The 24,846-nt window shown below is 44.4% G+C and carries 23 protein-coding genes, 1 tRNA gene, 1 pseudogene and 3 other annotated features; of the genes and pseudogenes, 8 read left to right on the top strand and 17 right to left on the bottom strand.

Annotated features, from left to right (window positions below; all coding sequences use genetic code 11):
- Nucleotides 1-664: site-specific integrase (locus tag A5877_RS02295; protein ID WP_139843940.1), on the top strand; the 664-nt coding region annotated here is incomplete at its 5' end.
- Nucleotides 665-755: 91 nt separating this feature from the next.
- Here the strand turns inward: A5877_RS02295 and rpmA are convergent.
- Genes rpmA through rplU form a run of 3 tightly spaced genes read right to left on the bottom strand, consistent with a single transcriptional unit; the run spans nucleotide 756 to nucleotide 1,741 of the window.
- Nucleotides 756-1,049 carry a 50S ribosomal protein L27 gene (rpmA, locus tag A5877_RS02300; protein WP_003126181.1) on the bottom strand — a complete coding sequence of 98 codons (294 nt, stop codon included), beginning with the start codon at nucleotides 1,047-1,049 and terminating at the stop codon, nucleotides 756-758.
- A gap of 12 nt (nucleotides 1,050-1,061) precedes the next feature.
- A complete protein-coding gene (locus A5877_RS02305) occupies nucleotides 1,062-1,406 on the bottom strand; it encodes a ribosomal-processing cysteine protease Prp (RefSeq protein ID WP_005225752.1) in 345 nt (114 codons plus the stop codon).
- Nucleotides 1,407-1,432: 26 nt separating this feature from the next.
- Nucleotides 1,433-1,741: a 50S ribosomal protein L21 gene (gene rplU, locus A5877_RS02310; RefSeq protein WP_005225751.1), complete on the bottom strand. Its 309-nt coding sequence runs from the start codon at nucleotides 1,739-1,741 to the stop codon at nucleotides 1,433-1,435.
- Between the two features lie 19 nt (nucleotides 1,742-1,760).
- Nucleotides 1,761-1,831: a sequence feature (ribosomal protein L21 leader region), on the bottom strand.
- A gap of 169 nt (nucleotides 1,832-2,000) precedes the next feature.
- Between rplU and A5877_RS02315 the strand changes: the two genes are divergently transcribed.
- On the top strand, nucleotides 2,001-2,654 hold the full coding sequence (locus A5877_RS02315) for a uracil-DNA glycosylase (protein WP_008378509.1): 654 nt from the start codon (nucleotides 2,001-2,003) through the stop codon (nucleotides 2,652-2,654).
- Between the two features lie 17 nt (nucleotides 2,655-2,671).
- Here A5877_RS02315 and leuD read toward each other — a convergent pair whose 3' ends face one another.
- From leuD to A5877_RS02335, 4 genes are read right to left on the bottom strand one after another with little or no spacing between them, the layout of a single operon-like run.
- Nucleotides 2,672-3,259 (bottom strand): 3-isopropylmalate dehydratase small subunit, encoded by a 588-nt coding sequence (leuD, locus tag A5877_RS02320; RefSeq protein WP_005235316.1) that lies wholly within the window; start codon nucleotides 3,257-3,259, stop codon nucleotides 2,672-2,674.
- Complete coding sequence (gene leuC, locus A5877_RS02325) at nucleotides 3,259-4,641, bottom strand: 3-isopropylmalate dehydratase large subunit (RefSeq protein ID WP_005235315.1); 1,383 nt, start codon at nucleotides 4,639-4,641, stop codon at nucleotides 3,259-3,261. Before leuC ends, leuD begins: the two co-directional genes overlap by 1 nt.
- Nucleotides 4,622-5,686 (bottom strand): 3-isopropylmalate dehydrogenase, encoded by a 1,065-nt coding sequence (gene leuB, locus A5877_RS02330; RefSeq protein ID WP_005235314.1) that lies wholly within the window; start codon nucleotides 5,684-5,686, stop codon nucleotides 4,622-4,624. The genes leuC and leuB overlap by 20 nt, the downstream gene beginning before the upstream one ends.
- A complete protein-coding gene (locus tag A5877_RS02335) occupies nucleotides 5,683-7,203 on the bottom strand; it encodes a 2-isopropylmalate synthase (protein WP_086316285.1) in 1,521 nt (506 codons plus the stop codon). Before A5877_RS02335 ends, leuB begins: the two co-directional genes overlap by 4 nt.
- A gap of 576 nt (nucleotides 7,204-7,779) precedes the next feature.
- Here A5877_RS02335 and A5877_RS02340 point away from each other — a divergent pair.
- From A5877_RS02340 to A5877_RS02350, 3 genes are all read left to right on the top strand, one after another.
- Nucleotides 7,780-8,478, top strand: coding sequence for an O-methyltransferase (locus A5877_RS02340; protein WP_034872576.1), 699 nt, complete (start codon nucleotides 7,780-7,782; stop codon nucleotides 8,476-8,478).
- Nucleotides 8,479-8,623: 145 nt separating this feature from the next.
- Nucleotides 8,624-8,697: transfer RNA gene (locus A5877_RS02345), tRNA-Arg, on the top strand.
- A gap of 340 nt (nucleotides 8,698-9,037) precedes the next feature.
- Complete coding sequence (locus A5877_RS02350; protein WP_005235304.1) at nucleotides 9,038-9,460, top strand: HIT family protein; 423 nt, start codon at nucleotides 9,038-9,040, stop codon at nucleotides 9,458-9,460.
- Nucleotides 9,461-9,499: 39 nt separating this feature from the next.
- On the opposite strand, the pseudogene A5877_RS02355 reads toward A5877_RS02350, so the two are convergent.
- Nucleotides 9,500-10,037, bottom strand: a pseudogene (locus A5877_RS02355) (AAA family ATPase).
- A 114-nt stretch (nucleotides 10,038-10,151) separates the two neighbouring features.
- On the opposite strand from A5877_RS02355, the gene A5877_RS02360 reads away from it, so the two are divergent.
- Nucleotides 10,152-11,009: a PhzF family phenazine biosynthesis protein gene (locus A5877_RS02360; RefSeq protein WP_005235300.1), complete on the top strand. Its 858-nt coding sequence runs from the start codon at nucleotides 10,152-10,154 to the stop codon at nucleotides 11,007-11,009.
- Nucleotides 11,010-11,162: 153 nt separating this feature from the next.
- Here A5877_RS02360 and trpA read toward each other — a convergent pair whose 3' ends face one another.
- The 7 genes from trpA to trpE are packed head-to-tail and all read right to left on the bottom strand — an operon-like array spanning nucleotide 11,163 to nucleotide 17,572.
- Nucleotides 11,163-11,939 carry a tryptophan synthase subunit alpha gene (gene trpA / locus A5877_RS02365; protein WP_005235298.1) on the bottom strand — a complete coding sequence of 259 codons (777 nt, stop codon included), beginning with the start codon at nucleotides 11,937-11,939 and terminating at the stop codon, nucleotides 11,163-11,165.
- Complete coding sequence (trpB, locus tag A5877_RS02370; protein ID WP_016613400.1) at nucleotides 11,936-13,129, bottom strand: tryptophan synthase subunit beta; 1,194 nt, start codon at nucleotides 13,127-13,129, stop codon at nucleotides 11,936-11,938. The genes trpA and trpB overlap by 4 nt, the downstream gene beginning before the upstream one ends.
- Entirely contained in the window at nucleotides 13,126-13,773 is a 648-nt protein-coding gene (locus A5877_RS02375) for a phosphoribosylanthranilate isomerase (RefSeq protein ID WP_005235294.1), read from the bottom strand. Before A5877_RS02375 ends, trpB begins: the two co-directional genes overlap by 4 nt.
- Nucleotides 13,770-14,528, bottom strand: coding sequence for an indole-3-glycerol phosphate synthase TrpC (gene trpC, locus A5877_RS02380; protein WP_086316286.1), 759 nt, complete (start codon nucleotides 14,526-14,528; stop codon nucleotides 13,770-13,772). The genes A5877_RS02375 and trpC overlap by 4 nt, the downstream gene beginning before the upstream one ends.
- Before the next feature lie 26 nt (nucleotides 14,529-14,554).
- On the bottom strand, nucleotides 14,555-15,589 hold the full coding sequence (gene trpD, locus A5877_RS02385; RefSeq protein ID WP_086316287.1) for an anthranilate phosphoribosyltransferase: 1,035 nt from the start codon (nucleotides 15,587-15,589) through the stop codon (nucleotides 14,555-14,557).
- On the bottom strand, nucleotides 15,589-16,185 hold the full coding sequence (locus tag A5877_RS02390) for an aminodeoxychorismate/anthranilate synthase component II (protein ID WP_005235288.1): 597 nt from the start codon (nucleotides 16,183-16,185) through the stop codon (nucleotides 15,589-15,591). Before A5877_RS02390 ends, trpD begins: the two co-directional genes overlap by 1 nt.
- The gene (gene trpE / locus A5877_RS02395) at nucleotides 16,166-17,572 is read right to left on the bottom strand and encodes an anthranilate synthase component I (protein ID WP_005235286.1); all 1,407 of its coding nucleotides are present in this window, start codon (nucleotides 17,570-17,572) and stop codon (nucleotides 16,166-16,168) included. Before trpE ends, A5877_RS02390 begins: the two co-directional genes overlap by 20 nt.
- A 58-nt stretch (nucleotides 17,573-17,630) precedes the next feature.
- Nucleotides 17,631-17,876, bottom strand: a binding site (T-box leader).
- 66 nt (nucleotides 17,877-17,942) lie between these two features.
- Nucleotides 17,943-18,155 (bottom strand) — a binding site (T-box leader).
- A gap of 812 nt (nucleotides 18,156-18,967) precedes the next feature.
- Between trpE and A5877_RS02405 the strand changes: the two genes are divergently transcribed.
- Nucleotides 18,968-20,419 (top strand): helix-turn-helix domain-containing protein, encoded by a 1,452-nt coding sequence (locus A5877_RS02405; RefSeq protein ID WP_086316288.1) that lies wholly within the window; start codon nucleotides 18,968-18,970, stop codon nucleotides 20,417-20,419.
- Between the two features lie 16 nt (nucleotides 20,420-20,435).
- On the opposite strand, the gene A5877_RS02410 is transcribed toward A5877_RS02405, so the two are convergent.
- The gene (locus A5877_RS02410; protein ID WP_086299354.1) at nucleotides 20,436-23,000 is read right to left on the bottom strand and encodes an HAD-IC family P-type ATPase; all 2,565 of its coding nucleotides are present in this window, start codon (nucleotides 22,998-23,000) and stop codon (nucleotides 20,436-20,438) included.
- 269 nt (nucleotides 23,001-23,269) lie between these two features.
- On the opposite strand from A5877_RS02410, the gene A5877_RS02415 reads away from it, so the two are divergent.
- Nucleotides 23,270-23,608, top strand: coding sequence for a RidA family protein (locus tag A5877_RS02415; protein ID WP_005235278.1), 339 nt, complete (start codon nucleotides 23,270-23,272; stop codon nucleotides 23,606-23,608).
- Nucleotides 23,609-23,677: 69 nt separating this feature from the next.
- Here the strand turns inward: A5877_RS02415 and A5877_RS02420 are convergent, their stop codons facing one another.
- Nucleotides 23,678-24,844, bottom strand: a complete 1,167-nt coding sequence (locus tag A5877_RS02420; RefSeq protein ID WP_086316289.1) for a glycerate kinase — start codon at nucleotides 24,842-24,844, stop codon at nucleotides 23,678-23,680.
- Between the last annotated feature and the right edge of the window lie 2 nt (nucleotides 24,845-24,846).

A 24,846-nucleotide genomic window follows, 5' to 3' on the forward strand; every position in this document is an offset into this window, starting at 1 on the left:
TCCTAAAAATAAATCTGCTGAAAAAAAATTAAAGATAAAATTTTATACAAAAGAAGAGTTACAAATATTTTTAAATGTGATTAATGAGGAAAAAAATGAATTTTTCAGATTAAGGGATTATGCGATATTTCGTTTATTAGCATTCAGCGGATGTCGAATTGGCGAATGTCTTGCTTTGAATTGGAGTGACTTAGATTTTGAAAGTAAAGAACTTTCTATCTCGAAGACTGTTACAAAGGCAACGGAATATTATGTTTCAGAAAAACCTAAAACTACGGCATCAAATAGAAAATTAGTATTAGACGAACGAACAATCACAAGCTTAAAAGAATGGAAGCTAATGCAGATGAAATATTTATTTCAAAATGGCTTCAATAAACCTGCCTTCATCTTCACCAATGAGAAAAACACCTTTACAATTAATCAGGCAGTTACTGAAAGATTTAAAATTTATTCTGAACGAGCAAATTTGCCTAATATTGGGCTTCACGGTTTTAGGCATACTCACGCTAGTTTGCTATTTGAGGCAGATGCTAGTATGAAGGAAGTCCAAGAAAGGTTAGGTCACGCTAATATAAAAACCACAATGGATACCTATACACATATGACCAAGGATAAAAAAATAGAGACCACAAGAAAGCTGGTTAAATATGTTGATTTCTAAAAAGTATGGTCAAAAGTATGGTCAAAAAATATTTAGAAAAACAAAAAAACACCCAATCCCTTTCTTACCAAAGGATTGAGCGTTTTATTTCTTATGCTTCTTGCGCTACTGGATAAACAGATACTTGTTTTTTGTCGCGGCCTTTACGTTCGAAACGAACAACGCCGTCAACTTTTGCAAACAATGTATCATCTCCACCGATACCTACGTTTACCCCTGGGTAAATTTTAGTACCGCGTTGGCGATAAAGGATTGATCCGCCTGAAACGGTTTGACCGTCAGCACGTTTCGCACCTAAACGTTTTGATTGAGAGTCACGTCCGTTAGAAGTAGAACCCCCACCTTTTTTGTGAGCGAAGAATTGCAAATTCATTTTCATCAACATGAGATGCACCTCCTAGTTTTCTTTAGTAGTTTTGATTTGGATATAATCGTTGTACTCTTCTTGAACTGATTGCAAGCCGATCAACAAATTTTCTAAAAGAATTTGTGCGATATTCGACTGCTCTTGGGTCAAACGAGAAGGCAGTGTGACTAATAAGTACCCACCATTTTCGTTATCTGCTTCAACTTTTGGCGCAACGCCAGCCAAAGCATCGATCCCATTGACTGCACTGATCGCTAAAGCGGATGCTGCAGCACAGACGATGTCTTTGCCGTATTCTCCTGCTTGTGCGTGTCCAGCTAGTTCAAAAGAAACAATCCGACCAGAGTCATTTCGTTTGAATGTCCCTTTGATCATATTCGTTACCCTGCTTTTCGTAAGAATTAAGCGTTGATCGCGTCAATAACAACTTTTGTGTAAGGTTGACGGTGACCTTGTTTACGGTGTGAATGTTTTTTAGGTTTGTATTTGAAAGTTACGACTTTCTTTTGTTTGCCGTGTTTTTCAACAGTTCCTTCAACAGTTGCTCCTGCAACGATTGGGGCACCTACTTTTGTTGATTCGCCACCTACTAAGATAACTTCATCAAAAGTAACCTTTTGTCCAGCTTCAACGTCTAATTTTTCAACGTAGATTGCTTGACCCACTTCAACTTTTACTTGTTTCCCACCAGTTTTGATAATTGCGTACATGCTCTACAGCACCTCCTTATAATATACTTAGACTCGCCATCCCAAGTGACTTTCGTACTTACTACTTGTTCTGTGCGGTTGTAGCTGTGGAGTCCACAATTACAACAGATTAACTTTATCAAAATGTTTTCCTAAAGTCAATCACTAATTAAGGAAAAGACAGAATTCTTTTGCTACTAGACATTTCCTTTTGTGCATTTTTTATTTTCTATTACTATAGAAGAAAGAGCACAAGCGAAACAGAATGGGAGGAGTTTTCATGCAATACCCCAAAGAATTAGCCACTGCCGTTCAACAGGCATCCCGCAGTTATCCGTTGGAAGGATTTGTTCCAGGTCAAGGACCGCTGCAGCCCAAATTGATGATCGTTGGTGAAGCCCCTGGTCGAACCGAAATCGAGAATTTTATTCCTTTTAGCGGACAAGCAGGAAAAGAATTGATGAAATCGTTGGCTTTAGCCGGTTTGACCCGTGAGGATGTCTACATCACCAGCGCTGTCCGCAGCCGTCCATATTCCGTCAAAGAACGAATCAACAAGCGCAGCGGTGCCCATGAGATCGTCCATCCCAATCGGACACCTACCAAAAAGGAAGTCTTGCTACACGCACCACTGCTTGACTACGAGTTGTCCATCGTGGATCCGCCCGTCATTGCAACTGTTGGCAATATCGGACTACAGCGATTATTAGGCAACGCCTATTATATCAAAGACCACCATGGCGAAGTGATCCGTTCCAAAATTCAAGAAAGCAATCCGACAAAGGATGGCTATCAATGGTCGGAAAAAGAATATCTGATCGTGCCGATGTATCATCCCGCTGCGATCTTTTATAATCGGACGTTGACTCCGCAAATCGAAGCTGATTGGCGAGGGTTAAGAAACATTCTTTCACAAATACCAGCCAACGAATAACGACCAGTCCCCTAGCCCTACTGCCAATACGCTGGAATCGTCTGCTCATAGGCGGTGATTTTCGCCGCTTCCTGCAAGGTGATACTGATCTCATCGAGACCGTGGATCAATTTGTGTTTCCAGGTAGCATCGATTGCAAAGAAATGCTCCTCCCCGGCAACGATCACACATTGCCTCGGCAAGTCGATGCTGATTTTTTCAGAAGCAGGCAGCGAGGCGATCCTTTGGCGAACAGTCAAAGGCAGCTCGATGGGCAGCAGCCCGTTTTTGGTGGCATTCATATAGAAAATATCACCGAAGCTACCAGCAATCACGGCTTTGAAGCCGTAATCCAACAGCGCCCAAGCCGCATGCTCTCGAGAAGAGCCAGAACCAAAATTATCACCAGTGACGAGGACTTGAGCGGTCTGATATGCTGGATCATTCAAGATAAATGCTGGATCAGGCTTGCGTTGCGGCAAATAGCGCCAATCGTCAAATAAAAATTCGCCAAACCCCGTTTTTTCGACGCGCTTCAAATAATTTTTCGGTAGGATTTGATCGGTATCGATATTGTCATTCATCAAAGGCAGCGTCGTACCTTCAAATTGCGTAAAAGCTTCCATTAACCAACACCTCCAACCACTTCTCGTACATCGACAAAACGCCCATGAATCGCAGCTGCTGCCGCCATTGCTGGACTACAAAGGTGCGTCCGAGCGTTTTTCCCTTGCCGTCCAACAAAATTGCGGTTTGACGTGGAGGCACAGTGGACGCCTTCTGGTACTTTATCAGGATTCATTCCTAGGCACATGGAACAGCCAGGCTCCCGCCATTCAAAACCAGCCTCAATAAAGACTTTGTCTAAACCGATAGCTTCCGCTGCTTTACGAACAGGGCGTGAACCAGGAACGATAATGCCAGTGACCCCTTCTTTGATGGTCTGACCTTTCAAAATCGCCGCTGCTTCTTGCAGATCAGACAAACGACCATTGGTACACGATCCGATAAAGATGTATTCGATGGGGATATCGGCAGCCGTCTGTCCGGGGTGCAGTGCCATATATTCATAGGCTTGCTGATCATTGTGATCTCGCACTTCAGGAAACGTTTCGCTGACCGGTACTCCCATTTCTGGATTGGTGCCCCAAGTGATGTAAGGTTCTAAGGTTGCTGCGTCTAAGGTGATCAGGGCATCATAGTTGGCACCTTCATCGGTATAAAGGGTTTGCCAATCCGTCACCGCACTGGCAAACGCTTGTGGCGCAAAGCGTCGATCCTTCACATAAGCAAAGGTCGTTTCATCAGGTGCGATCAAGCCCATTTTTGCCCCACCTTCGATCGACATATTGCAAATGGTCATGCGCTCTTCCATCGTCAGGTTGCGGATCGTTTCGCCAAAGAATTCTACGGCATAGCCACCACCAAAATCTGTGCCATGCGTCGCGATCAATGCCAAAATAATATCTTTGGCGTACACCCCCGGCTGCAGCTGACCGGTGATCTCAACTCCCATGCGTTTCGGTTTTGTCTGCCAAATCGTCTGTGTCGCAAAGACATGCTCCACTTCACTCGTACCGATCCCAAATGCGATCGCGCCGAAAGCACCATGGGTGGCAGTATGGGAATCACCGCAAACGATCGTTTTTCCTGGTTGGGTCAAGCCTACTTCTGGGCCAACCATATGGACAATTCCTTGGTTGGCAGAGCCATTGTCACACAATTCGATCCCAAAATCATGACAGTTTTTACGTAACGTATCCATTTGCTTTTTTGCAACCAGATCGGTGATGGTAAAAATATCTTTGGTAGGCACATTATGATCCATTGTTGCGAAGGTTTTTTCGGGACAGCGAACTGTCCGTCCCGCTTGCCGCAATCCTTCGAAGGCTTGCGGCGTCGTCACTTCATGGATCATATGCAGATCGACATAAAGCAGCTGCGCCTGCCCTTCTTCTCCTGTGATCACATGCCGATCCCATAGTTTATCAAACAGCGTTTTCCCCATAATTGCTCACTCCTAACTGTGCAATAACCGCTTCTGTAAAGGCAGTTGTCGTTGCCGTCCCACCTAAATCACGCGTCAAGATCCCCGCATTCATTACCTCATAACACGCACTTTCGATGGTATCTGCCAGCTGTTCCTCTTGAAAGGACTCTCTTAGCATCATCACGACAGACAAAATCATGGAAACCGGATTGGCACAATTTTGCCTAGCAATATCCGGTGCCGAGCCATGGATCGGTTCATATAAAGAAACCCCTTCTGCGCCATGGCTTGCGCTTGGTAGCACCCCTAATGACCCCGGCAAAACCGAGGCTTCATCACTTAAAATGTCGCCAAAGAGATTTTCGGTCACGATTACATCAAAGTCTTTGGGATTTTGGATGATTTTCATAGCGGCGGAATCAACATATTGATGAGTCAACTGACAATCTGGGAATTCCTGTGCCGTTTCTTCCGCTAATCGGCGCCAAAGCCGGCTAGTCGCCAACACATTTGCTTTATCGACAGAGAGAACCCGCTTCTTCCGCGTACGGGCGATCTCAAAGGCTTTACGCAAAATCCGTCGAATCTCTGCTTGGTGATAATGATTGATGTCGTAGGCTTCTTCAGGTTTTTCTGCTTTTTCGCCAAAATAGATACCGCCAGTCAACTCACGAACGATGACAAAATCTGTCCCTCGAAGGATCGTTTCTTTGATGGGAGACAAAGCAATCACCGCATCAACTACTTTGATGGGTCGAATATTGGCGTATAGACCTAACGCTTGACGCAGATTCAAAAGTCCTTTCTCGGGTGTTGTCGGTGCGTTTTCCCAAGCTGGATCACCAATGGCTCCTAAAAGGACCGCATCCGCCTGCTGGCAAGCTTGTAGTGTTTCTTGCGGCAATGGCTCTCCAGTAAGTGCCAGCGCCGCTCCACCAAATGGCCGCTGGTCAAAATGAAAGTGCTGGAGATGGTCAGGACAAGCCGCTTTCAATACCGCAAGGGCACTGTCCATAATTTCTGGTCCGATGCCATCTCCTGCTAAAACCACGATCTTTTTCAAACAAGGACACCTCGATTCTTTAGAGCTGCGCTAGCCTGTACATATGCTTTGGCTGACGCCTGCAAGACATCAAAGTCTAAGCCGATCCCGCTGATTTTTTCATTGGTTTCCTGGCATTCAATGACCACGTGCACTTCCGCTTGCGCATCTTCCCCACTGGTCAAGGCAGTGATCTCATAATTCAACAACTTCGGCTGCTGCTGGAAAATCTGATCGATCGAGTTGTAGATAGCTTGGATACTGCCGGCACCGATGGCTGATGCCACTTGTTTTTCCTCGTCTTTGATGATAGAAACCACTGCTCCTTGATGGCCATTGGACACGTATTGTAGCTGAACGGCGTCCAACTCGCAGCCGCCTTCTTGGCTGCGGCCTTGATCGGCCACCAAAGCCAGCAAATCTTGTTCGGTCACTTGCTTCTTTTTATCTGCCAATTCTTTGAAGCGTTTAAACAATTCGTTGGTTTCTTCTTGGTCAAACTGGTAGCCCAGTTGCTGCATTTTATCGACAAACGCATGGCGGCCAGAAAGTTTGCCTAAAGGCAACGAGTTGGTTTCTACCCCCACCAACTGTGGGGTAATAATTTCGTAGGTCTCAGGATTTTTCAAGACGCCATCTTGATGAATCCCTGATTCATGGGCATAAGCATTGCCTCCGACGATCGCTTTGTTTTTCGGTACCGTGATTCCTGACAAACGTGCCACCAGATCGCTGGTTCGTTTTGTTTCGTTTAATTTGATGTTGGAGGTAGCCTGATAGAAATCATTGCGAATATGCAACGCCAAGGCCACTTCTTCTAATGCAGTATTGCCAGCTCGTTCGCCGATCCCGTTGATCGTTCCTTCCACCCGATCAGCACCATTTTCAATAGCCGCCAGCGCATTGGCTGTCGCCATTCCCAAGTCATCATGACAATGGGAAGAAAAAGTGATCTGCTGCTCGCTTTTGATATTGGCGATCAAATAGGCAAAAAGCGCTCCATATTCCGTAGGATTGGTAAACCCTACTGTATCGGGCACATTGATGATCGTCGCGCCGGCATCAATCGCTGTTTGAACCGCCTCAAGCAAGAAGGCTTTATCGGTGCGGGTGGCATCTTCTGGCGAGAATTGAACTTTTTCAAAGCGTTCACGCGCATAAGCCACATGTTCTTTGATGGAAGCGAGTACTTCTGCTTTCGTCATATTCAGCTTGTACTGGCGATGCACCTTACTCGTTGCTAGAAAGACATGGATCTGTGGATCGACGGCTTGATAAAGAGCTTCATAGGCACGATCAATGTCTTTTTTCTGACAACGGGCAAGTCCTGCAACGGTCATTTTCGTCACCGCCCCAGCAATCGCTTTGACTGCTTGAAAATCTCCTTCTGATGCAATCGGAAAACCTGCTTCGATCGTATCGATGCCCCATTTTTCTAATTGCAGCGCCAGTTGAACCTTCTCTTTCGTATTAAAGTTGACTCCCGGGGTCTGTTCACCGTCTCGCAATGTCGTATCAAAAAACTGGATTTCTCTCATCACTATTTCCTCCTTAGCAGTGGTAGGAGCACGCTTGGCGCGACCTCATTCAAACACAATTGAAAAAATGGTATAAAAAAAGCACTCCATAAAGGGTTTCCTTCATGCAATGCGAATAGGACTCTTCAAATGATGCCTTAAAAAAGGCGGGTCATAGAAAAAGAGTCCTTACGATAATAATAATAAAAATGCAGCTGTTTGTTTCAATCGTTTATCCATCGTCGTCACCTATCACTTTTTTTATCTTGTTATGAAGATACCAAACAGCAGGTTCCTCTGTCAACACTTTTCCCTGAATTTTCTGAATATTTCGATAAAAAGTTCGTTTTTGCCCTGTTGATGGGTTGCTTTTCTTCCTTGATGAAAATTTAAGCAGAACCTGACGAGATCTTCACAGGATTTTAACCAAACCTCCACATAACACCGTTATGATAGAAATATCCCAAAAATATTTTTCACCCCTTTATCCTGCCAGTCTTATGACTGGTTTTTTTGTTGTTCCAAAGACTCGAAAAGATTGAACTTAAGGTGAGTTATTCGTATAATAAGGGGCAGCGATAAATTAGGAGGATGAAGATGCGCAACGAAATGATGCATCGTCCAGTAGTCAAACCAGAACTAGTGGCGTTTATGCGTGAAAAACAAAAGCAATTACCCGGCGAACTTGGTGAAATCGAGCAAGCCGCTCATGAAAAAGAAGTGCCAATCATCCCACATGAAACAGTGGTCTTTTTGCAGTTTTTATTAGGACAGCTCCAGCCAAAAGAAATCCTTGAGATCGGCACAGCGATCGGTTTTTCTTCAAGCTTGATGGCGCAATGTGTGAAAGATGGTCATGTCACAACGATCGATCGCTTTGACGTCATGATCCGCAAAGCCAAAGAAACCTACGCTCGCTTAGGAAATGAAGAAAAAATCACGCTATTAGAAGGACAAGCGGCAGACGTCCTACCTACATTGAGTGGCCCTTATGATTTTATCTTCATGGACAGCGCCAAATCAAAATACATTGAATTTTTACCAGAATGTCTGCGTCTATTACGCAAAGGCGGTGTGCTGATGGTGGATGACGTATTTCAAGCTGGAACGATTCTACACCCCATCGAAGAAATCCCTCGTAACCAGCGAGCGATCCATCGCAAATTGAATCTTTTCTTGGATACCGTGATGAACCATCCTCAGCTGACCTCCACGCTTGTCCCTTTAGGAGATGGTGTGATTCTCATTACGAAAGAAGCAGATAGCGTAATTCTTGAGGAACCTGAGAAAGGTTGAGGGCAGCTGCGCTTCCTTTTTTCAAAGAAAAAATAAGAAAAGGGCGAAAAGCGATTGACATTGCTGCGCCCTTTTTCTATAATGTTATTTGTTGCTGATTGATTTCAACAGCTTAGGCGAAGTGAGCATTCGCTGAAAATTATTTGTTCCAGTAGCTCAGCCGGATAGAGCATTCGCCTTCTAAGCGAACGGTCGGGGGTTCGAATCCCTCCTGGAACGTTATATTATCGTGCATTGCACTAGCAGATCGTTAGGAATCTTGATTCCTAACGATTTTTTTTGATAAATTTTTAAAAACCACTTTTTTCAAACGTCACTTTTACCACAAATCAGCAGCACGGTGCTTTTCTTTTGCAAACAACCTATTAACTAATTATCTAAAACATCATTAATTATCACATATAGTTTTAACTGCTAAATAAATATGATATTATCCTCTCAAAGAGCGGCTTAATTACAAAGATCGTTTATGGTTTCCCATAATCCCGTAGCTTCACATTTTTAGATATTATACTTCTCGAACACAACTAATAAAATTTATTCCATAGGAGGAATTTTGATGGAAGAATGTCCTTTTTGCCGCATCGTCTCTGGAAAAATAAAAAGCCATGTAATCCATGAAGATGACAGTGTTTGCGCCTTCCTTGATCATGCCAAAGACGTGGATTATCATATGCTGGTTATTCCTAAAAAACATTACACCAGTATTTTAGATTGCGACCCCGTTCTTCTTGCTCACCTCATTCAAACGGTTCAAAAAATAGCAGATCATTGTGTCACTCGCTTAGGATTTGATGGGATTAATTTGCTAAGCGCAGCAAATCAAGCAGCGGGTCAATCAGTCCCTCACTTTCATCTTCACTTGATTCCGAGAAAAAAATGTGACGGTATCAATGCGTGGCCCACATTCAATGGAGCAGCGCTCTCTTTAGAGGAAGCAGCGGCATTTTTGACCTCTGAAACAGATAGTAAGGGAGATTAAACAAAACTCAGTAGACTAAATCTTGCTTAAAAGCGCTTCTTAAAATACTTGATAATACTTGACTTGTTCTGCTAGCTGATCAGCTGGTAGAGCACCATCCAGTACATAGTCGGCTGGTTTCAGCAATGATCTGTTCGTGTAAAACAAATAGCTCTCTTGCATAGGAAAGATAAGTATCTGCCCAAGTCAAAATCGCTTCTTTTGATTCGTTCGTATAATCCCGTTTAATCTGACGAGCAAAAGCAATATCTAGTGGTGTTTTCAAATAAATCACCGTATCGATCAACTGACGCAAATCTTGGTGCTCATATCCGAAGGGAAAGTCCACAAAAATGATTGGTTGAATGCTCATCGCTCTCTTCAAATCTTTCAGTAGCAGACTGATGTCATATTGATTGATCGCTGCGCGGGGATCTTGTAAAAAATAATCAAAAGATGGTGCTGAGGGCAATGCATCGATACTATAATCATCAAAGGAGATCACTATTCCATCTGCCAATCTACTCAATTCACGAACCAATGTCGTTTTGCCCGACGCTGTAACGCCACTCACTACAACTACTTTCCCTCTCTTCATAAAGTCCCTCCTCTGTCGTACCTTCAGTATAACACGCTTACCCAATCCGTTTTCATATCCTCCTCCTGCAAAAATTATGCTATGCTTAACAAGAACAAAGAAAGCAGGTGTCCTATGGAGATAACGGTACATATCGCAAGTGGGTTTAGTAAAAATCAAACGGGTGGCAACAAGGCTGGAGTCGTCTTGTTGGAACAGCCTCTTACGCCACAACAAAAGTTAGCCGTCGCAAAAGAGTTAGGCTTTTCAGAAACAGCTTTTTTATCGAAATCCCCGCAGGCCGATTTCCGATTTGACTATTTTACGCCAAAAGAAGAAGTTGACTTATGCGGACATGCAACAATTGCCTCCTTTGCACTATTATCGTATCTAAACAAACTTTCCAGGCAACAGTATCGCATCGACACCAACGCCGGACGTTTGTCGATCACCATCAAAGACGGTGTCATTTTCATGGAACAGAACAAACCACTGTTTTCAGATGTGCTTTCACTAGAACAATTAACTGACTGTTTTGATACCAATGCTATCAATGATCAAATTCCTATTCAAATCGTTTCTACTGGATTAAAGGATATCCTTATTCCAATCAAAACAACGGCCCAGTTGCAGCAAGTTGCACCTGATTTTGAGGAAATAAAAAAAGTAAGTGCGCTTCAACAAGTAGTTGGCATGCACTTATATGCAATGGAAAAAGAACGAATCGTTTGTCGTAACTTTGCTCCATTGTTTGACATCAATGAAGAATCTGCCACAGGCACTTCCAATGCCGCCTTGGCTTGCTTCTTGTATCAAAAGTGTGCCCTCGAAAAAGAAGTGTATCGCTTTGAACAAGGCAGCAATTTAGGTGAACCTTCTGAAATCTTTGTCAAACTCGTTACGACTTCGCGAAAGGAAATCCAACATGTTTACGTTGGGGGCAGAGGGCATTTTTGCGAGACAGTAACCATCGACACCGATACACTGGCATAATCACGACAATTTGGGGCTGATCTTCAATCAGCCTTTTTTCTTTTCCTCTTCACACATCACGTTCTTTTTTCCATAGCAGCCCATCAGTACCTCGAATACTAGTTTTCTCATAAAAAAAGAACCCCATTCGGGTTCTTTCCTTCACATTGTTTTCTATGGCTTACCAACGAGTTCTGCTAACAGCTCACTGACTTTAGGCAGTGGCTCGTTTTGTAGCGCTGCTACGATTTTTGAACCGATCACTACCCCCTCACACACACTGGCAAAGCGCTGCACATCTGCGTGGGTCGAGACCCCGAAACCAGCTAATACTGGAATCGGACTTTTTTCCGAAATGGCTTGCAAATGCTGATCCAGCTGTTCGTTGTATTGGCGATCTTCTCCAGTGACACCGTTCACTGTCACAGCATAAACGAATCCTTCCGCGTCTTCGATCAGCGTCTGAATTCTGTCTGGAGGACTGGTCAAAGAGACCAGTGTGATCAGCGCGAGATCCGCCGCATCAAAAGTAGGGGTTACTAGTGATCGATGTTCAAAAGGTAAATCTGGAATAATCAACCCTTTCACATTTGTCGCTTTTAACTCATTTGCTAACTGTTCAATCCCATAATGAAAGAATGAATTGGCATACCCCATCAATACCAGTGGAACCTCGGAATGGATGGTTTGCAGCAAAGCAATGATCTTTTTTAAAGTGGTCCCATTGGCTAATGCCTGCATTCCAGCTGCTTGGATGACCGCTCCATCTGCGACTGGGTCTGAAAAGGGCACGCCGATTTCAATGGCCGCTGCGCCATGTGTCGTCAACAGTTCGATTTCTGCTGGCAGGCGTTCCAGTCCGTTGGCACCCGCCATAATATAAGGAACAAATAGTGGCTTGCCTTGTTTTTGGCGCTCCTTTAGTTTCATCGTCAATGTTTTGCTGGTCATTTCGCTGCTCCTTTCCGGTCTTTGATTTGTTGAACATCTTTGTCCCCTCGCCCAGACAAGCAGATCACTAAGCGTTCTTCGGGTGTCATGATTGGGGCTAGCTTTAGGGCATAGGCAACGGCATGAGCACTTTCCAAAGCAGGAATAATGCCTTCGATTTGAGACAAGAGATAAAAGGCGTCAACGGCTTCTTCATCAGTGACAGCGAAATACTCCGCTCGCTCAATCTCCTTCAAGTAAGAATGCTCGGGACCGACCCCTGGATAATCCAAACCAGCTGAAATCGAATAAGGTTCGATCACTTGCCCATCATCGTCTTGCAGCAGATGCATTTTGGTACCATGTAAAATACCGATACTGCCTTTCGTCAAGGTCGCCGCATGCTCAGTAGTATCCACACCTTTCCCAGCTGCTTCAACGCCAATCAAACGAACGGTCTGATCATCGATAAAAGGGTAAAACATTCCCATCGCATTGCTGCCGCCGCCAACACAAGCAACGACTGTCGTCGGTAGTCGTCCTTCTTTTTCTAATAGTTGCCGTCGTGTCTCACTGCCAATCACACTTTGAAAATCTCGAACGATCTCTGGAAAAGGATGTGGACCGAGTACGGAACCCATCACGTAATGGGTGTCCTCGACGGTTGCGACCCAGTAACGCAGCGCTTCATTGACAGCATCTTTCAATGTCTGATTGCCTGAAGTGACTGAAACCACTTTTGCTCCCAACAATTCCATTCGAAAGACGTTTAGTGCTTGCCGCTGAACATCTACCGCACCCATAAAAATCGTGCATTCCATACCGAACAACGCGGCCGCAGTCGCTGTGGCGACGCCATGCTGTCCAGCACCTGTCTCCGCTACCACTTTCTTTTTCCCCATCCGCTTTGCTAATAACACTTGCCCTAGCGCATTATTGATTTTATGGGCGCCCGTATGATTCAAATCTTCTCGCTTCAGATAAATTTTGGCACCGCCTAAGTGTTGTGACAAGCGCTGTGCATGATAAAGGGGGGTCTCTCTTCCTACATACTCTTGCAAATATTCCTGTAATTCTACTTGAAAACTTGCGTCCGCTTGTGCTTCACGATAGACAGTTTCCAATTGCTTGACTGCATACATCAATGTCTCTGGCACAAACTGCCCGCCAAAAGAACCATAAAAACCTGCTTCTGTGGGGTATTGGGTCATTTTATCTTCTCCTTTACTAAGTAAATAAATTGTTCGATTTTCCGACTGTCTTTCTTCCCCTGGGTTTCAACGCCTGAAGAAACATCGACAGCATAAGGCCTAAAAAGTTGGATCGCCTCTTCTACATTTTCCGCGTGCAAACCGCCAGCAATAAAAAATCGCTCAGACAACGGTAACGGTTTTCTCGCCGCTTTTTGCCAATCAAAGGATTGGCCGTTGCCGCCAGCATAAGGGTGATCTCTTACTGGAGCGTCCAATAACCCAAAATCTGCCTCGCAGCTTAGGAAATCTTGTTCTAAAGTCTCTGCTTCTCCATCAAAGGCTTGGATCACTGCGATCTTTTGATGCGCAAAAATGCCTGTCTGGATGGCTGTTTGCAAAGATGGCAGAACCTTTCCATGGAGCTGAATCGCTGTCAGCTGGGCGGCTTGAATTGCCGCTTGCACTTCTTCAAAACTTGGAGAAACGAAAACCCCGACTTTCCCTACATTTTGGGGTACTTGCTCCGTTATCTTGCGGACTTGTGTCGGATCGATTCTCCGACGGCTTTCGGCAAAAACAAAGCCAAGGTAATCTGCTCCTGCACTGATGGCAGTTTCGACATGCAGCCGTTCGGTGAGTCCACAAATTTTCACTTTGGTCATCGGCGGCTCACCTGCAAATCTGCAGCTGTTTCAGCAATTCGATTGCTTCTCATCAACGTTTCTCCAACGAGGACTCCATGATAAAACGGTGCAAGCTGCAGCACATCGGAGGAAGTTCGAATACCAGATTCACTGATGTAAACCGCCTCTGACGGCTGAGGTGCTAAAGCAACACTGACATCCAAGGAAACGTCAAAGGTTTTTAGGTCACGATTGTTGACGCCGATGATTTTGGCCCCTAAGGCTTGGGCTTGTTGAAATTCAGCCGCATTATGAGTCTCAACGAGTACTTCCAACCCTAGTGCTATTGCCTCTTGATGAAGTATGGCTAAGCGTTCTGGTTTTAAAGCGGCCACGATCAATAAAACAATACTGGCACCCGCATTCTTGGCGCGAATCAATTGTTTTCTGTCGATAATAAAGTCTTTGCATAGTATAGGCACCGAAACGGCATTACTGACTGCTTCAAGATCTGCCAGCGAGCCTTTAAAAAACTGCTGGTCGGTCAAAACGGAAATCCCGCTGACACCCGCGGCTTCATAAGCTTGCGCTTGTGTGACTGGGTCAATCCCTTGGTTGATATCTCCTTTTGAGGGTGAAGCACGCTTGATTTCAGCAATGAGGTGCATCTTTTGTGGTTGGTCCTTGACTTGCTGATAAAATGATGGACGTTTCGCTACGACCTTTTCGATTTCTTGTGGCATCGCGGCAACTTCTTCAACTTTTTTCTGGATGATCGTTTCTAAAAAATCCATGATTCTCCTCCTTACAGCTCTCGTAGTTAATGGCTATTTGACTGACGAATCAGCATCTGCAGTTTGTCGTAGGCCGCGCCCGAAGCGATACACGCTCGTGCCATCGCAAAGCCTTCCGCTAGGGTGGCGGCTTTGCCGTTGGTATAAAAGCCTAACCCTGCATTTAAGACCACTGTCTCTAGATAAACGGAAGGGTGATTTTTCAAAACTGCTGTTAAGATCGCGGCGTTTTGAGCCGCATCTCCGCCGACGATCGCCTCGATCGGTGCTGGCGTAAAGCCATACGCTTGCGGATCCAAAGAAAAATTCGTCACCTTTCCTTCGTGATAAAAACTGATCGCCGTTTCACCAGCCAAATTGGCTTCATCCATCCCATTACATCCATGGATCACCATTGCTCGTTGCCGACCAAGACTGCCTAACGCCTGAGCGGTGTCTACCAAGCTCTCGCCAGCGTAAGTACCGATCAGTTGCGTAGTCAACGGAACAGGATTGATCAAAGGGCCTAATAGATTAAAAATCGTTGGTGTCGCTAATTCTTGCCGTATTTTCATCACTGCTTTCATGCCCGGATGCAACGACGGGGCGAAGAGAAAAGCGATGCCGACTGTCGCTAATAGATCGGCGATTTTTTCTGGTGATGCTTGAATTGCCACCCCCAAGCATGCTAAGACATCGGCACTGCCTGAACGACTAGAGATACTGCGATTGCCGTGTTTTGCCATCGTGATTCCCCCAGCTGCTAAAACGAAGGCAGCCGAAGTGGAGACATTAAAACTATTGGCGTGGTCGCCACCAGTGCCGCAATTGTCCATGGTGTCTCCTCTTTCATAAGGAATGGTCACGGCATGCTCTAACATAATTTCTGCTAAAGCAGTCAATTCGGCAGCTGTGATGCCGTTGATCTTCATCGCAACTAATGCTGCGCCCAATTGACTTTCTGAAAACACCCCGCTTAAAATTCCTTGAGCAAAGTGACGCATCTCCTGATAACTTAAATGACGGCCATTAAATAATTGCTGAGTGATTTGTTGCGGCGGCTGCTTTTTTAGTGCTTGCATTAAAGATTCCTCCTTTTTTCATCTTGTGTTTTTTCTGTATTATCCGAGACGAGTTTAAGAAACTGTTCTATGAAAAATGCCCCCTCGTTTGTTCCCATTGATTCTGGATGGAATTGGAGTCCTACGATTGGTTTTTCGCGATGCTGAATCGCCATGATGATCCCTTCTGTTTCAGCCAAAACCTCAAATTCCGCTGAAAGTGTCGCTGGCTCAATGACAAGCGAGTGATAGCGCATGACAGTCATATCTCCTAGGTAGGTTTCGAATACGCCTTTTTTCTGATATGTAAGGGTCGATTGCTTGCCATGCATAATAGCTGGTGCTTGGACCACTTTGGCACCAAACGCTTCACCAATGGCTTGATGACCTAAGCAGATGCCTAAAAGCGGCTTGCTATCATGGTATGTTTTGATCAAAGAAATCATGAATCCTGCCTCTTCGGGACGGCCTGGTCCCGGGGAAAAAATGATGCCATCTGCTTCTTTTGCAACAATAAAAAGCTCTGGATCGTCATTTCGCAAGACGATCGTATCCGCTGGACATTGCTGGACTAAGTTATACGTAAAGGAATCATAATTATCGACGAGTAAAATCATTGGCTGACACCTCCAATAGTGCTTTGGCTTTGTGTAATGTTTCTTGGTATTCAGATGAAGGATCAGAATCATAAACGATCCCCGCCCCTGCTTGGACATATGCGATCTCGTCTTTCAATACCAATGTCCGAATCCCGATGGCAAAATCCGCTTGATCATTTCGTGAAAAATAACCAACGGCTCCCGCATAGACCCCTCTTCGAACAGCTTCCCATTGATAGATGCGAGTCATGGCACGAATCTTTGGTGCCCCGCTGACCGTGCCTGCTGGCAGGGTTGCTTTCAAGGCATCCATTGCCGTCACACCTGCTCTGCGCTTGGCAGCCACTACCGAAACGATATGCATGACATAGCGGTATTTCTCGATCACCATGTATAAAGGAACATGAACCGTCCCATGTTCAGCGATCCGCCCTAAATCATTGCGCCCAAGATCGATCAGCATCTGATGCTCTGCACGTTCTTTTTCATCTGCCAATAGTTCATTTGCCAAAGCTTCGTCTTCTGCTTTGGTTGCCCCTCGTTTGCGGGTACCAGCGATCGGATTCGTGGTGATTTCGTCGCCTTGAACGCGAATCAGGCTTTCAGGTGAGCTTCCAATCACTTTAAATCCGTGATCGAAATCAAGATAATAGAGATACGCGGAAGGATTTGTCACTCGTAGTTTGCGGTAATAGTCAAAGGGCTCTTGTTTAAATGACGCTTTCAGACGTTGCGAAGGAACGACTTGGAACATGTCTCCCGCCGTAATTCGGGCTTTCGCCTCTTGAACGATCGCTTCATAGGCATGTTGAGTAACATTGCTGGTAAAATGCAGTTTTTCATTTGACAATACACGGGTCTCAGCGGCGACTGGTGTCCTTAACTGCTGCTTCACTGCTTGCATTACCTGCTCCATCTCGACGGTTCCTCTTTGGCTATAGCAATTTTCAAGAATGATCGTTAAAGTTTCCGTCTGATGGTCCAAAACGAGAAAAGTTTCGAAAAGCCAAAAGGCCATATCAGGCACTTGCAATTCATCTGCGGGCAGTTGTCCGATGTCTTCATAGCAAGCGGCGATATCATAGCCCGCATACCCGATAGCCCCACTTTGCAGCGGTAGATTCGGTAAAGCGCTAATTTCCTTTTTGACTACATACCCTTCCATTTCTTTTAAAGGGTCCTGACACGGGTACTTGTTGACCGTTTTTTTCAAAAGATCCTCCACTTGAAAAACACCATCCTTAAAGGTCATTTTCTGAACGGGATCAAAGGTAAGGATCGAATAGCGTCCGGTATCTTCTTCTCTGGGAATACTTTCCAATAAACATTTATGCGCCCCTTGAATCCGTAAAAAAACTGAGACAGGTGTCAAACAATCGCTGTTGATTCGTTCCATTCGATACATAAGCTGCTCCTTTCTTTGTAAACAAAAAGCCCTCAAGCAAACGCCATAAAAACGTCTGCTTGAGGGCGAATGATCGCGGTACCACCTCAATTGAAGTTGCCCAAATAAACAACTTCTTCTCTATCAACCGTCTAACAACGGTCTTCCTCTATAACGGGAGTTCCCGCATTTTCCTACTGCCAAAAAAGGGTTCAAAAAATGATCGGCTAAGGCCATTTCCTTGATTTCTTGGTGCCGGACTCTCATCACCGCCGACTTTCTGTAACCAAAAAAGACTCAAGTACTTCTCTTAGTTTGATTTTACGTTTATTTTTTTATTGGTTGAAGGGCAAGAAAAACAAAAAAGCCCTCAGGCAAACAAACTTGTCTGCCTGAGGGCGATTACTCACGGTGCCACCTCAATTGGTTCTCTAGATCGTCTATCAACGATCGTTCTCTGTAACGGGAGTTCCCGGAAAAAGCCTACTGATTTCAGCCTTTCGACACAAAAGTCCATTTCTGAAGCGTCAATCTGCTGATTTGCACCACCATCAGCTCTCTGCAAGACGAACGTCCTCATACTTCTCTTTTGTTTAGTCTTAATGAGTTATTGGTAGCTATATTACGCGGCTTTTGTTGATCTGTCAACAGGAAAAAGCGAATTTTATTTTTTTGACTCCTTTTGACAAAACAAGAAAACATCCTGCAACGGTTTGTCTTAACCAAAATGACGACACATTCTTTAGGCCAAAAATGCCCTTCACTTCTTTCAGATTACTTAATTATAGTTGCTGATCCATTTAAATAATATTTGTTTTTTTATAACCCTTACGTGAAGATCAAGCTACGAAATATTCGCTAACTTTTACCAAAAAATCGACATTTACCCAAAATTTTCATGACATCATGAAAAAACAGAATTGTTATTCAAAATATTATTCTATATGATTGAACCGGATATAAGAAAGGGTGATTAAATGCACATAGACAAATTATATTTCTCCACCTTTATTTATAAAATGAGCTGCTTAGAATTTACTTACTCTCTCATTCAATCCAATGAGAAAAATGCCGATTTATCAGAGGAAGAACAAGCAGAAATTGAATGGATCATCGACTCTGCTCTCCATCGAAAACTCTACGCCTCTCGCAAAAAGAGTCTTTTTTCCTCAAAAATAAAATTATCGAAAGAAAGTTATTCTTTGTATTTGCGAATGAAGAAATACGAACATATGATAGACCTCTAACCGTTAAAACACATAAAAAACCTCATTCCTTTAGACAGTTACTCAGAAGGATACCCATTCCATCTTTTTTAATAGAAAAACATCATTCGGTGAATTGGAAATAGCAAAACTTGCCTTTTTCGTATAAAATCAAAAAGAACACGAAAGACTCAGAAAGGAAGTTTTTGTCATGGATGGGATGATGAAAAAAATCATTACCGAGAAGGATTTATTACGTCAGATCCTTCTCTTGGAACAACTGGCGAATCACAAAATGATCACTGCCAAGCAACTAGCAAAATTGATCGATACGACGGAACGAACGGTTTTTTCTGATATAACCTATATTCGTCAACAATTACCCGAAGGTTGGCAGATTGAAGCCGCCAGTAATGGCTTTGCTTTGACCCATGATGGGCCATTGTTGATGAGTCAGCTATGGGAAACGTTTTTCCCTCAATCAATCGGTGTTTCTTTAATGAAAGCATTGCTTTTTTCCAGCGAACTTAGCACGCAAGAAATTCTTGGCCAAGCGGGAACTTCCTATGAAACTTTGCGGCGGCATATTACAAAATTAAATAAAAGTTTGACGGATTTTTCCTTACGGATTCGCATCACAAATCGCGTGATCCGCTTTGAAGGAAGTGAGATCAATATTCGGGTCTTTTTCCATCGACTTTTACTGCCTTATACCCATAACAATTACTTTTTTGAGGAATATACAATTCATGAGTCCCACTATCAACATTTTTTACAGCGTCTGGGCAAAGATAAACTCCAAATCGACGTAGAACAAATCTTCGGTACTTGCTGGTTTTTTATCAATACAATCCGTATCAAGGCCAATTGCCGCATGGATTCCTTCGAATTTAATGGGGATGATCCCCTCTACGGTCTTTTCCAACAGCCATTAAGTTATCTCTACCAAAAAGAAGGCGTATATTTAAAATGCAGCGAACACTTCTTTAGCTTCTACTGTTTTTTAGAAAGCTGGAACTACAATAACGATTGGTCCCAAACGATTCAAGCGACTCTTGAAACGTATCAAACCATTCACGATAAAACGACCCATTTTGTCGAACAATTAGCCCGCTCGTTGCAGCTACCTCTCGCTAGCGGGACGCAGCTGATTGAGAATCTGTTGCTGCTCTTGATCAAAACGCAAGAGTCTGCCAAACTCTCAGAATGGTTTGGGTTAGAATTTCACGAGATCCAGCGCTTGAATCAGCCCTATTCGCTACCGATAGAAGCAACGATCCATGACTTTTTAGAAGAACAGACAAACAGTCAAAGGGAAACGAGTTTTCCTTTATGGTCAACCACCACCTTGTTGATCCAACAGGCTATTTTACAAATCAACCCTATCCGGGCAAAGGGATACTTTATCTTTCAAGGGGAGCCAGCATGGAAAGCTTACCTTATGCAAGAATTGAATGACTTTCTCGGAGCACGTATTCTACTATCGGCGATCGAACCAGGTCAACTAGAAGGGCTATCGGCAACCGACGTTGATTTTGTTTTGTCAAACTTCCCATTAGATGATGCCCCTGTCCCAGTCTTTTATTTATCGATGGTACCGACCAAAAATGAGCTCAATCAAGTGACTGAGCTCATTCAAACCTATTATTTAAGTTATCACTAGAATCATCAAGCTGCCTTTATTGTTTCACTGGGGCAGCTTTTTGACGTCCTTGCAGCTTGTTTGTAATAAATTTCTCACCTTCGACGACTGTGAAAAGAAGTGCCCCGTTGGCTGCAATACTCAACTGCTGCATCAGCGTCAAAGAACCAATCCCTAAAAGCTGGTGTCCGATAGGTGTTAGGAAAATCGCTGCCTGCAATACAATCAGTAGTGCCAGGGAGACTAAGAGTGCTTTATTGGCAAAGAGTTGGCGATTCAACGCCGGCTTTACCAGCTCACGACAGTTCAGTAAGTAGACTGCTTGAGCAAAGACGATACTTTGCAGTAGCATGCTTTGTTGAAGGACCGTTCCTTCAAACTGAATCGCTAAGACGTAGGAAGGAATCATGATTAACAGCGAGACATAGAAGATGCGGAACAGACTGTACCAAGATAAGATACCTTCTTTGATTGGCCGTGGTGGTCGATTCATGACATCCGCACTTGCCTTCTCAAAACCGAGTGCGTAAGAAAGCGTGATGGTTGTCACCATATTTACCCATAAAATTTGTACAGGTGTCAGTGGCAGTGGTCGGTTCAACAAGAGTGCCGCAATAACGATCAATCCTTGTGCAACAGCCGTTGGTAAGAAGAAGTTGATGGTTTTCTTCAAATTATCGTAGATCCGTCGACCCACTCGGACGGCATTGGCGATCGTATGAAAATTATCGTCTGCCAAAACCATATCGGCTGCTTGCTTGGTTACTTCACTGCCTTTGATCCCCATAGCGATCCCAATGTCGGCTTTTTTCAGCGCTGGTGCATCGTTTACACCATCGCCGGTCATTCCGACAATCTCTTCATTCGCCTGCAAAGCACTAACGATCCGTAATTTATGCTCTGGGGTCGTTCGAGCAAAGATATCTGTCTTTTGGACTGCTTGCTGCAACTCCTCCTCAGACAGCAGATCGATTTCCAGCCCTTCCAACACGTGATTCGTGTGCTTCAATCCAATTTGCTTGCCGATAGCTTGAGCGGTCTTGCCATGATCTCCTGTGATCATTTTGACTTGGATGCCCGCTTGCAAGCACTCTTTTACCGCTTTGATGGCACTGTCTTTCGGAGGATCAATGATGCCAGCGATCCCAACAAAGGTTAAATTGATGAGTGCTTCGTGGGACAAGGACTCCTGTGCCGACAGCGTCAGATGCGCAAAGCCGATCAGTCGCTGCCCTTTCGCTGCTAATTTTGCACTTTCATCTAACCACCATTGCTTTTGATCTGAAGTCAGTTGGCTTTTCTCAAGCAACACTTCGGGCGCACCCTTGACAAACACTACCGAGTCATTCGGCTCTTCTTGATTTTGATGGCGTGTTGCCATGTACTTGTAAGAGGAACTAAAAGGAATTTTATCGACTGTTTTACGCAATGGTTGCTGCGCTAATTCTGCGTATTGTAACAAGGCTTTTTCGGTTGGGTTTCCAACGAGTTCAGCCGCCTTTTGTCCTTCGTCTTGCTTCAAATCTTGACAATTTGCCATGATATCAAGCACCGTTGCTTTATCCACGTTTGACTCAACTAAGACATCGACGACCGTCATTTCATTTTTGGTCAAGGTTCCTGTTTTGTCTGAACAAATCACCGTCATGGCACCTAGTGTCTCCACTGATGGCATCGTTTTGATGATTGCTTGCTCCTCAGACATTTCCTTGACACCCATCGATAAAATCATGGTCAGCACGGCTGGCAAGCCCTCAGGAATCATTGCTACAACTAATGCGATACCTGATGAGAACAAGAGATCAAGATCAAAGCCGTAGCGGAAGGTAGTAAAGAAGATCAAGAAAATCACTAATCCGATAATGCCTTTAAAGATTTGGTGATTCAATTGCTTCATTTTTTTGATCAACGGGGTTTCTTGCGCTTTCACAGACTGAATTGCTTGATTGATCTGGCCGATTTGTGTATCGTCTCCTGTTTCAACGACGATCCCGCTGGCAGTTCCGCTTTCTACATGGGTACCAGAAAACGCCATGTTCCGCTGGTCACCAATCGTACTTTCTTGAGTAATGGGTTCGGTCATTTTTTGAACTGGCTCAGATTCGCCGGTTAAGATAGACTCTTCAATCACAAGATCATGGGTTTCGATCAAGCGCATATCTGCTGGTACGACATCTCCTGGTCCTAAAACGACTAAATCTCCGTTTACTAAGGAAGAAACAGCAATTTTCTTCTTGCGGCCATGAACATAAATTGTTGCTTCTTGCCCCATGAATTGCTTCAACCCATCCAGTGACTCTTGGGCTTTACGCTCTTGCCAGTAGCCGACTAATCCATTGATGACGACGACCGCCATAATAATGCCGCTTTCGATATAATCACCCGAAACCCCTTTTAAAACGGCTGCGACGATTAAGACCAACATCAGTAAGTCTGTAAAATGCTTGCCGACTTTCTTCCATGTAGGGATCTGCGCAGCCTCAGTAATTTTATTTTCACCTTGCTTTGCTAAACGCTGGTTGCGTTCTTCGGAGGAAAGGCCCTGCCGTGTTGTTTGCAACGTATGTAATAGTTCTTCTGTTGTGTTTTTGTACCAATTCATATTTTTTTCCTCCTTGTTTATTTATTTGATCTGAACATAGTATAAGACATTAAAACCATAAAATTCTGGCGATAATTTCAGTGGAGCCTGAAAAAAATGAGTGTTTTTATTAAAGGGGAAGGGCGGCTTCGTCCCGTGGTTTCACAAAACCAACAGAAAACGTTTGTTGATTGTTTTTGCAGGTGTAATCAAGTAAACTAAGACACACCCAATCAATTGCTATCTGTCCCTATCATCCAAAGGTAAGATAGAAGAAAGGAGCCAAATTAATGGCAATCTATACCGATACAAAAATCACGCAGGGACCTTTTCTTTTCATTTCTGGTCAAACGCCGTCACAAGACGGAGCCACACCTGACGACCCGCAAGAGCAAACAGCCATCGTTTTGAAGAAAATCGAAGAGCATTTATCAGCCAATCAACTGTCTTGGTCATCAGTGGTCAAAATGACCGTCTTTTTAACGGATGCTGCTTACTTAGCTGCTGTCCGTACGGCATTCACAACCATTTTGGCAGAAAACAAACCGGCCATGAGTCTCGTCATCGTTGCCGGCTTGGTTGCCCCTGAATTTAAAGTGGAGATTGAAGCACAAGCCACCTTGGCTTAAAAAGGCGCAACACCAAAAAACTTCGTACTGGCGATTGCCTTCCCTACGAAGTTTTTTGGTGTTTGCTTCTTATTTGGTTGGAAAATCAGTGCCTTCTGAAGGAGCTGATCCGGTCTTTTTTTGCCACTGCTCCACAAAGCCGGCGATGGCTTGAGCAATCTGTTGAGCATTAATCAAGGTTCGCTTTTTTTCCATCGCTTCTGCCAAGGAAACTGGTCCTTGTTGGATACTGAAGACTGTTGGAAGCAATTGCGACAGTTCACCGAGACGTTCGGTTCGGGAGCCACAGATTGCAACAATTGGGAGTTGGCGTTTTTGAGCGATCAAAGCGACACCATAGGGTACTTTCCCCCTAGCTGTTTGGCCATCGATACGACCTTCACCGGTGATCAATAAGTCTGCTCCTTTGATTTTTTCCTCAAATCCAATCAAGGAAGCAATCGTCGAAAATCCCGGAACCAACTGACCACCTGCCAAATAAACCGCACCACCAAGGCCCCCAGCTGCACCAGCACCAGGGACTTCCAAATCGATCCCCGTGGTCCGCTTGATGTGTTCAGCCAAACGCTTTGCTTGTTGATCCAACTGCTGGATCGTTTCTTTGGTTGCCCCTTTCTGTGAACCAAAAACTGACGCAAATCCTTGTTCACCTGAATAAGGATTTGTTACATCGGCTAAAGCAAACAGGTCAATTTGTGCAAGCAGAGGGTTCAACTGGCTGAGCTCCAGAGATTCTGCCTGTAGCAAAGGATTGTTTTCCATTCGCACGTTTCTTTGAATGGTTGCTCCTAACGCAAGTAAAAAGCCTACGCCCCCATCAGAAGTGCCGCTACCGCCAAGGGTCAGGTAAATTTTTTTCACTCCTTGTCTGCAAGCTGCTAAGACCATTTGGCCTAAACCAAAAGAAGAGCTATTGCGGGTGGTCTCGTCACTAGGTTCCACGAGTTGCAATCCGACCACTTCCGCAGATTCAATCAAAGCGATTTTTTCTTCATTGATTTTTGTGACCAACATACGGGCTTGCAACTTACCACCTAATGGGTCGGTCACTGGAACCGTTTCGTAATTGCCTCCAAACGCAGCAAAAACTGCTGCCATCGAGCCTTCTCCCCCATCAGCGATGGGAATACTACATTTTTCCCACTGGTCTGAAAACCCGCTTAAGACCGCTTGATTTAATTCTGCGGAAGTGGCGCTTCCTTTGAAGGAATTAATCGCTGCTACAATTTTCATCATTC

The organism is Enterococcus sp. 3C7_DIV0644, assembly GCF_002141235.1.
GTDB classification, from domain to species: Bacteria; Bacillota; Bacilli; order Lactobacillales; family Enterococcaceae; genus Enterococcus_D; species Enterococcus_D entomosocium.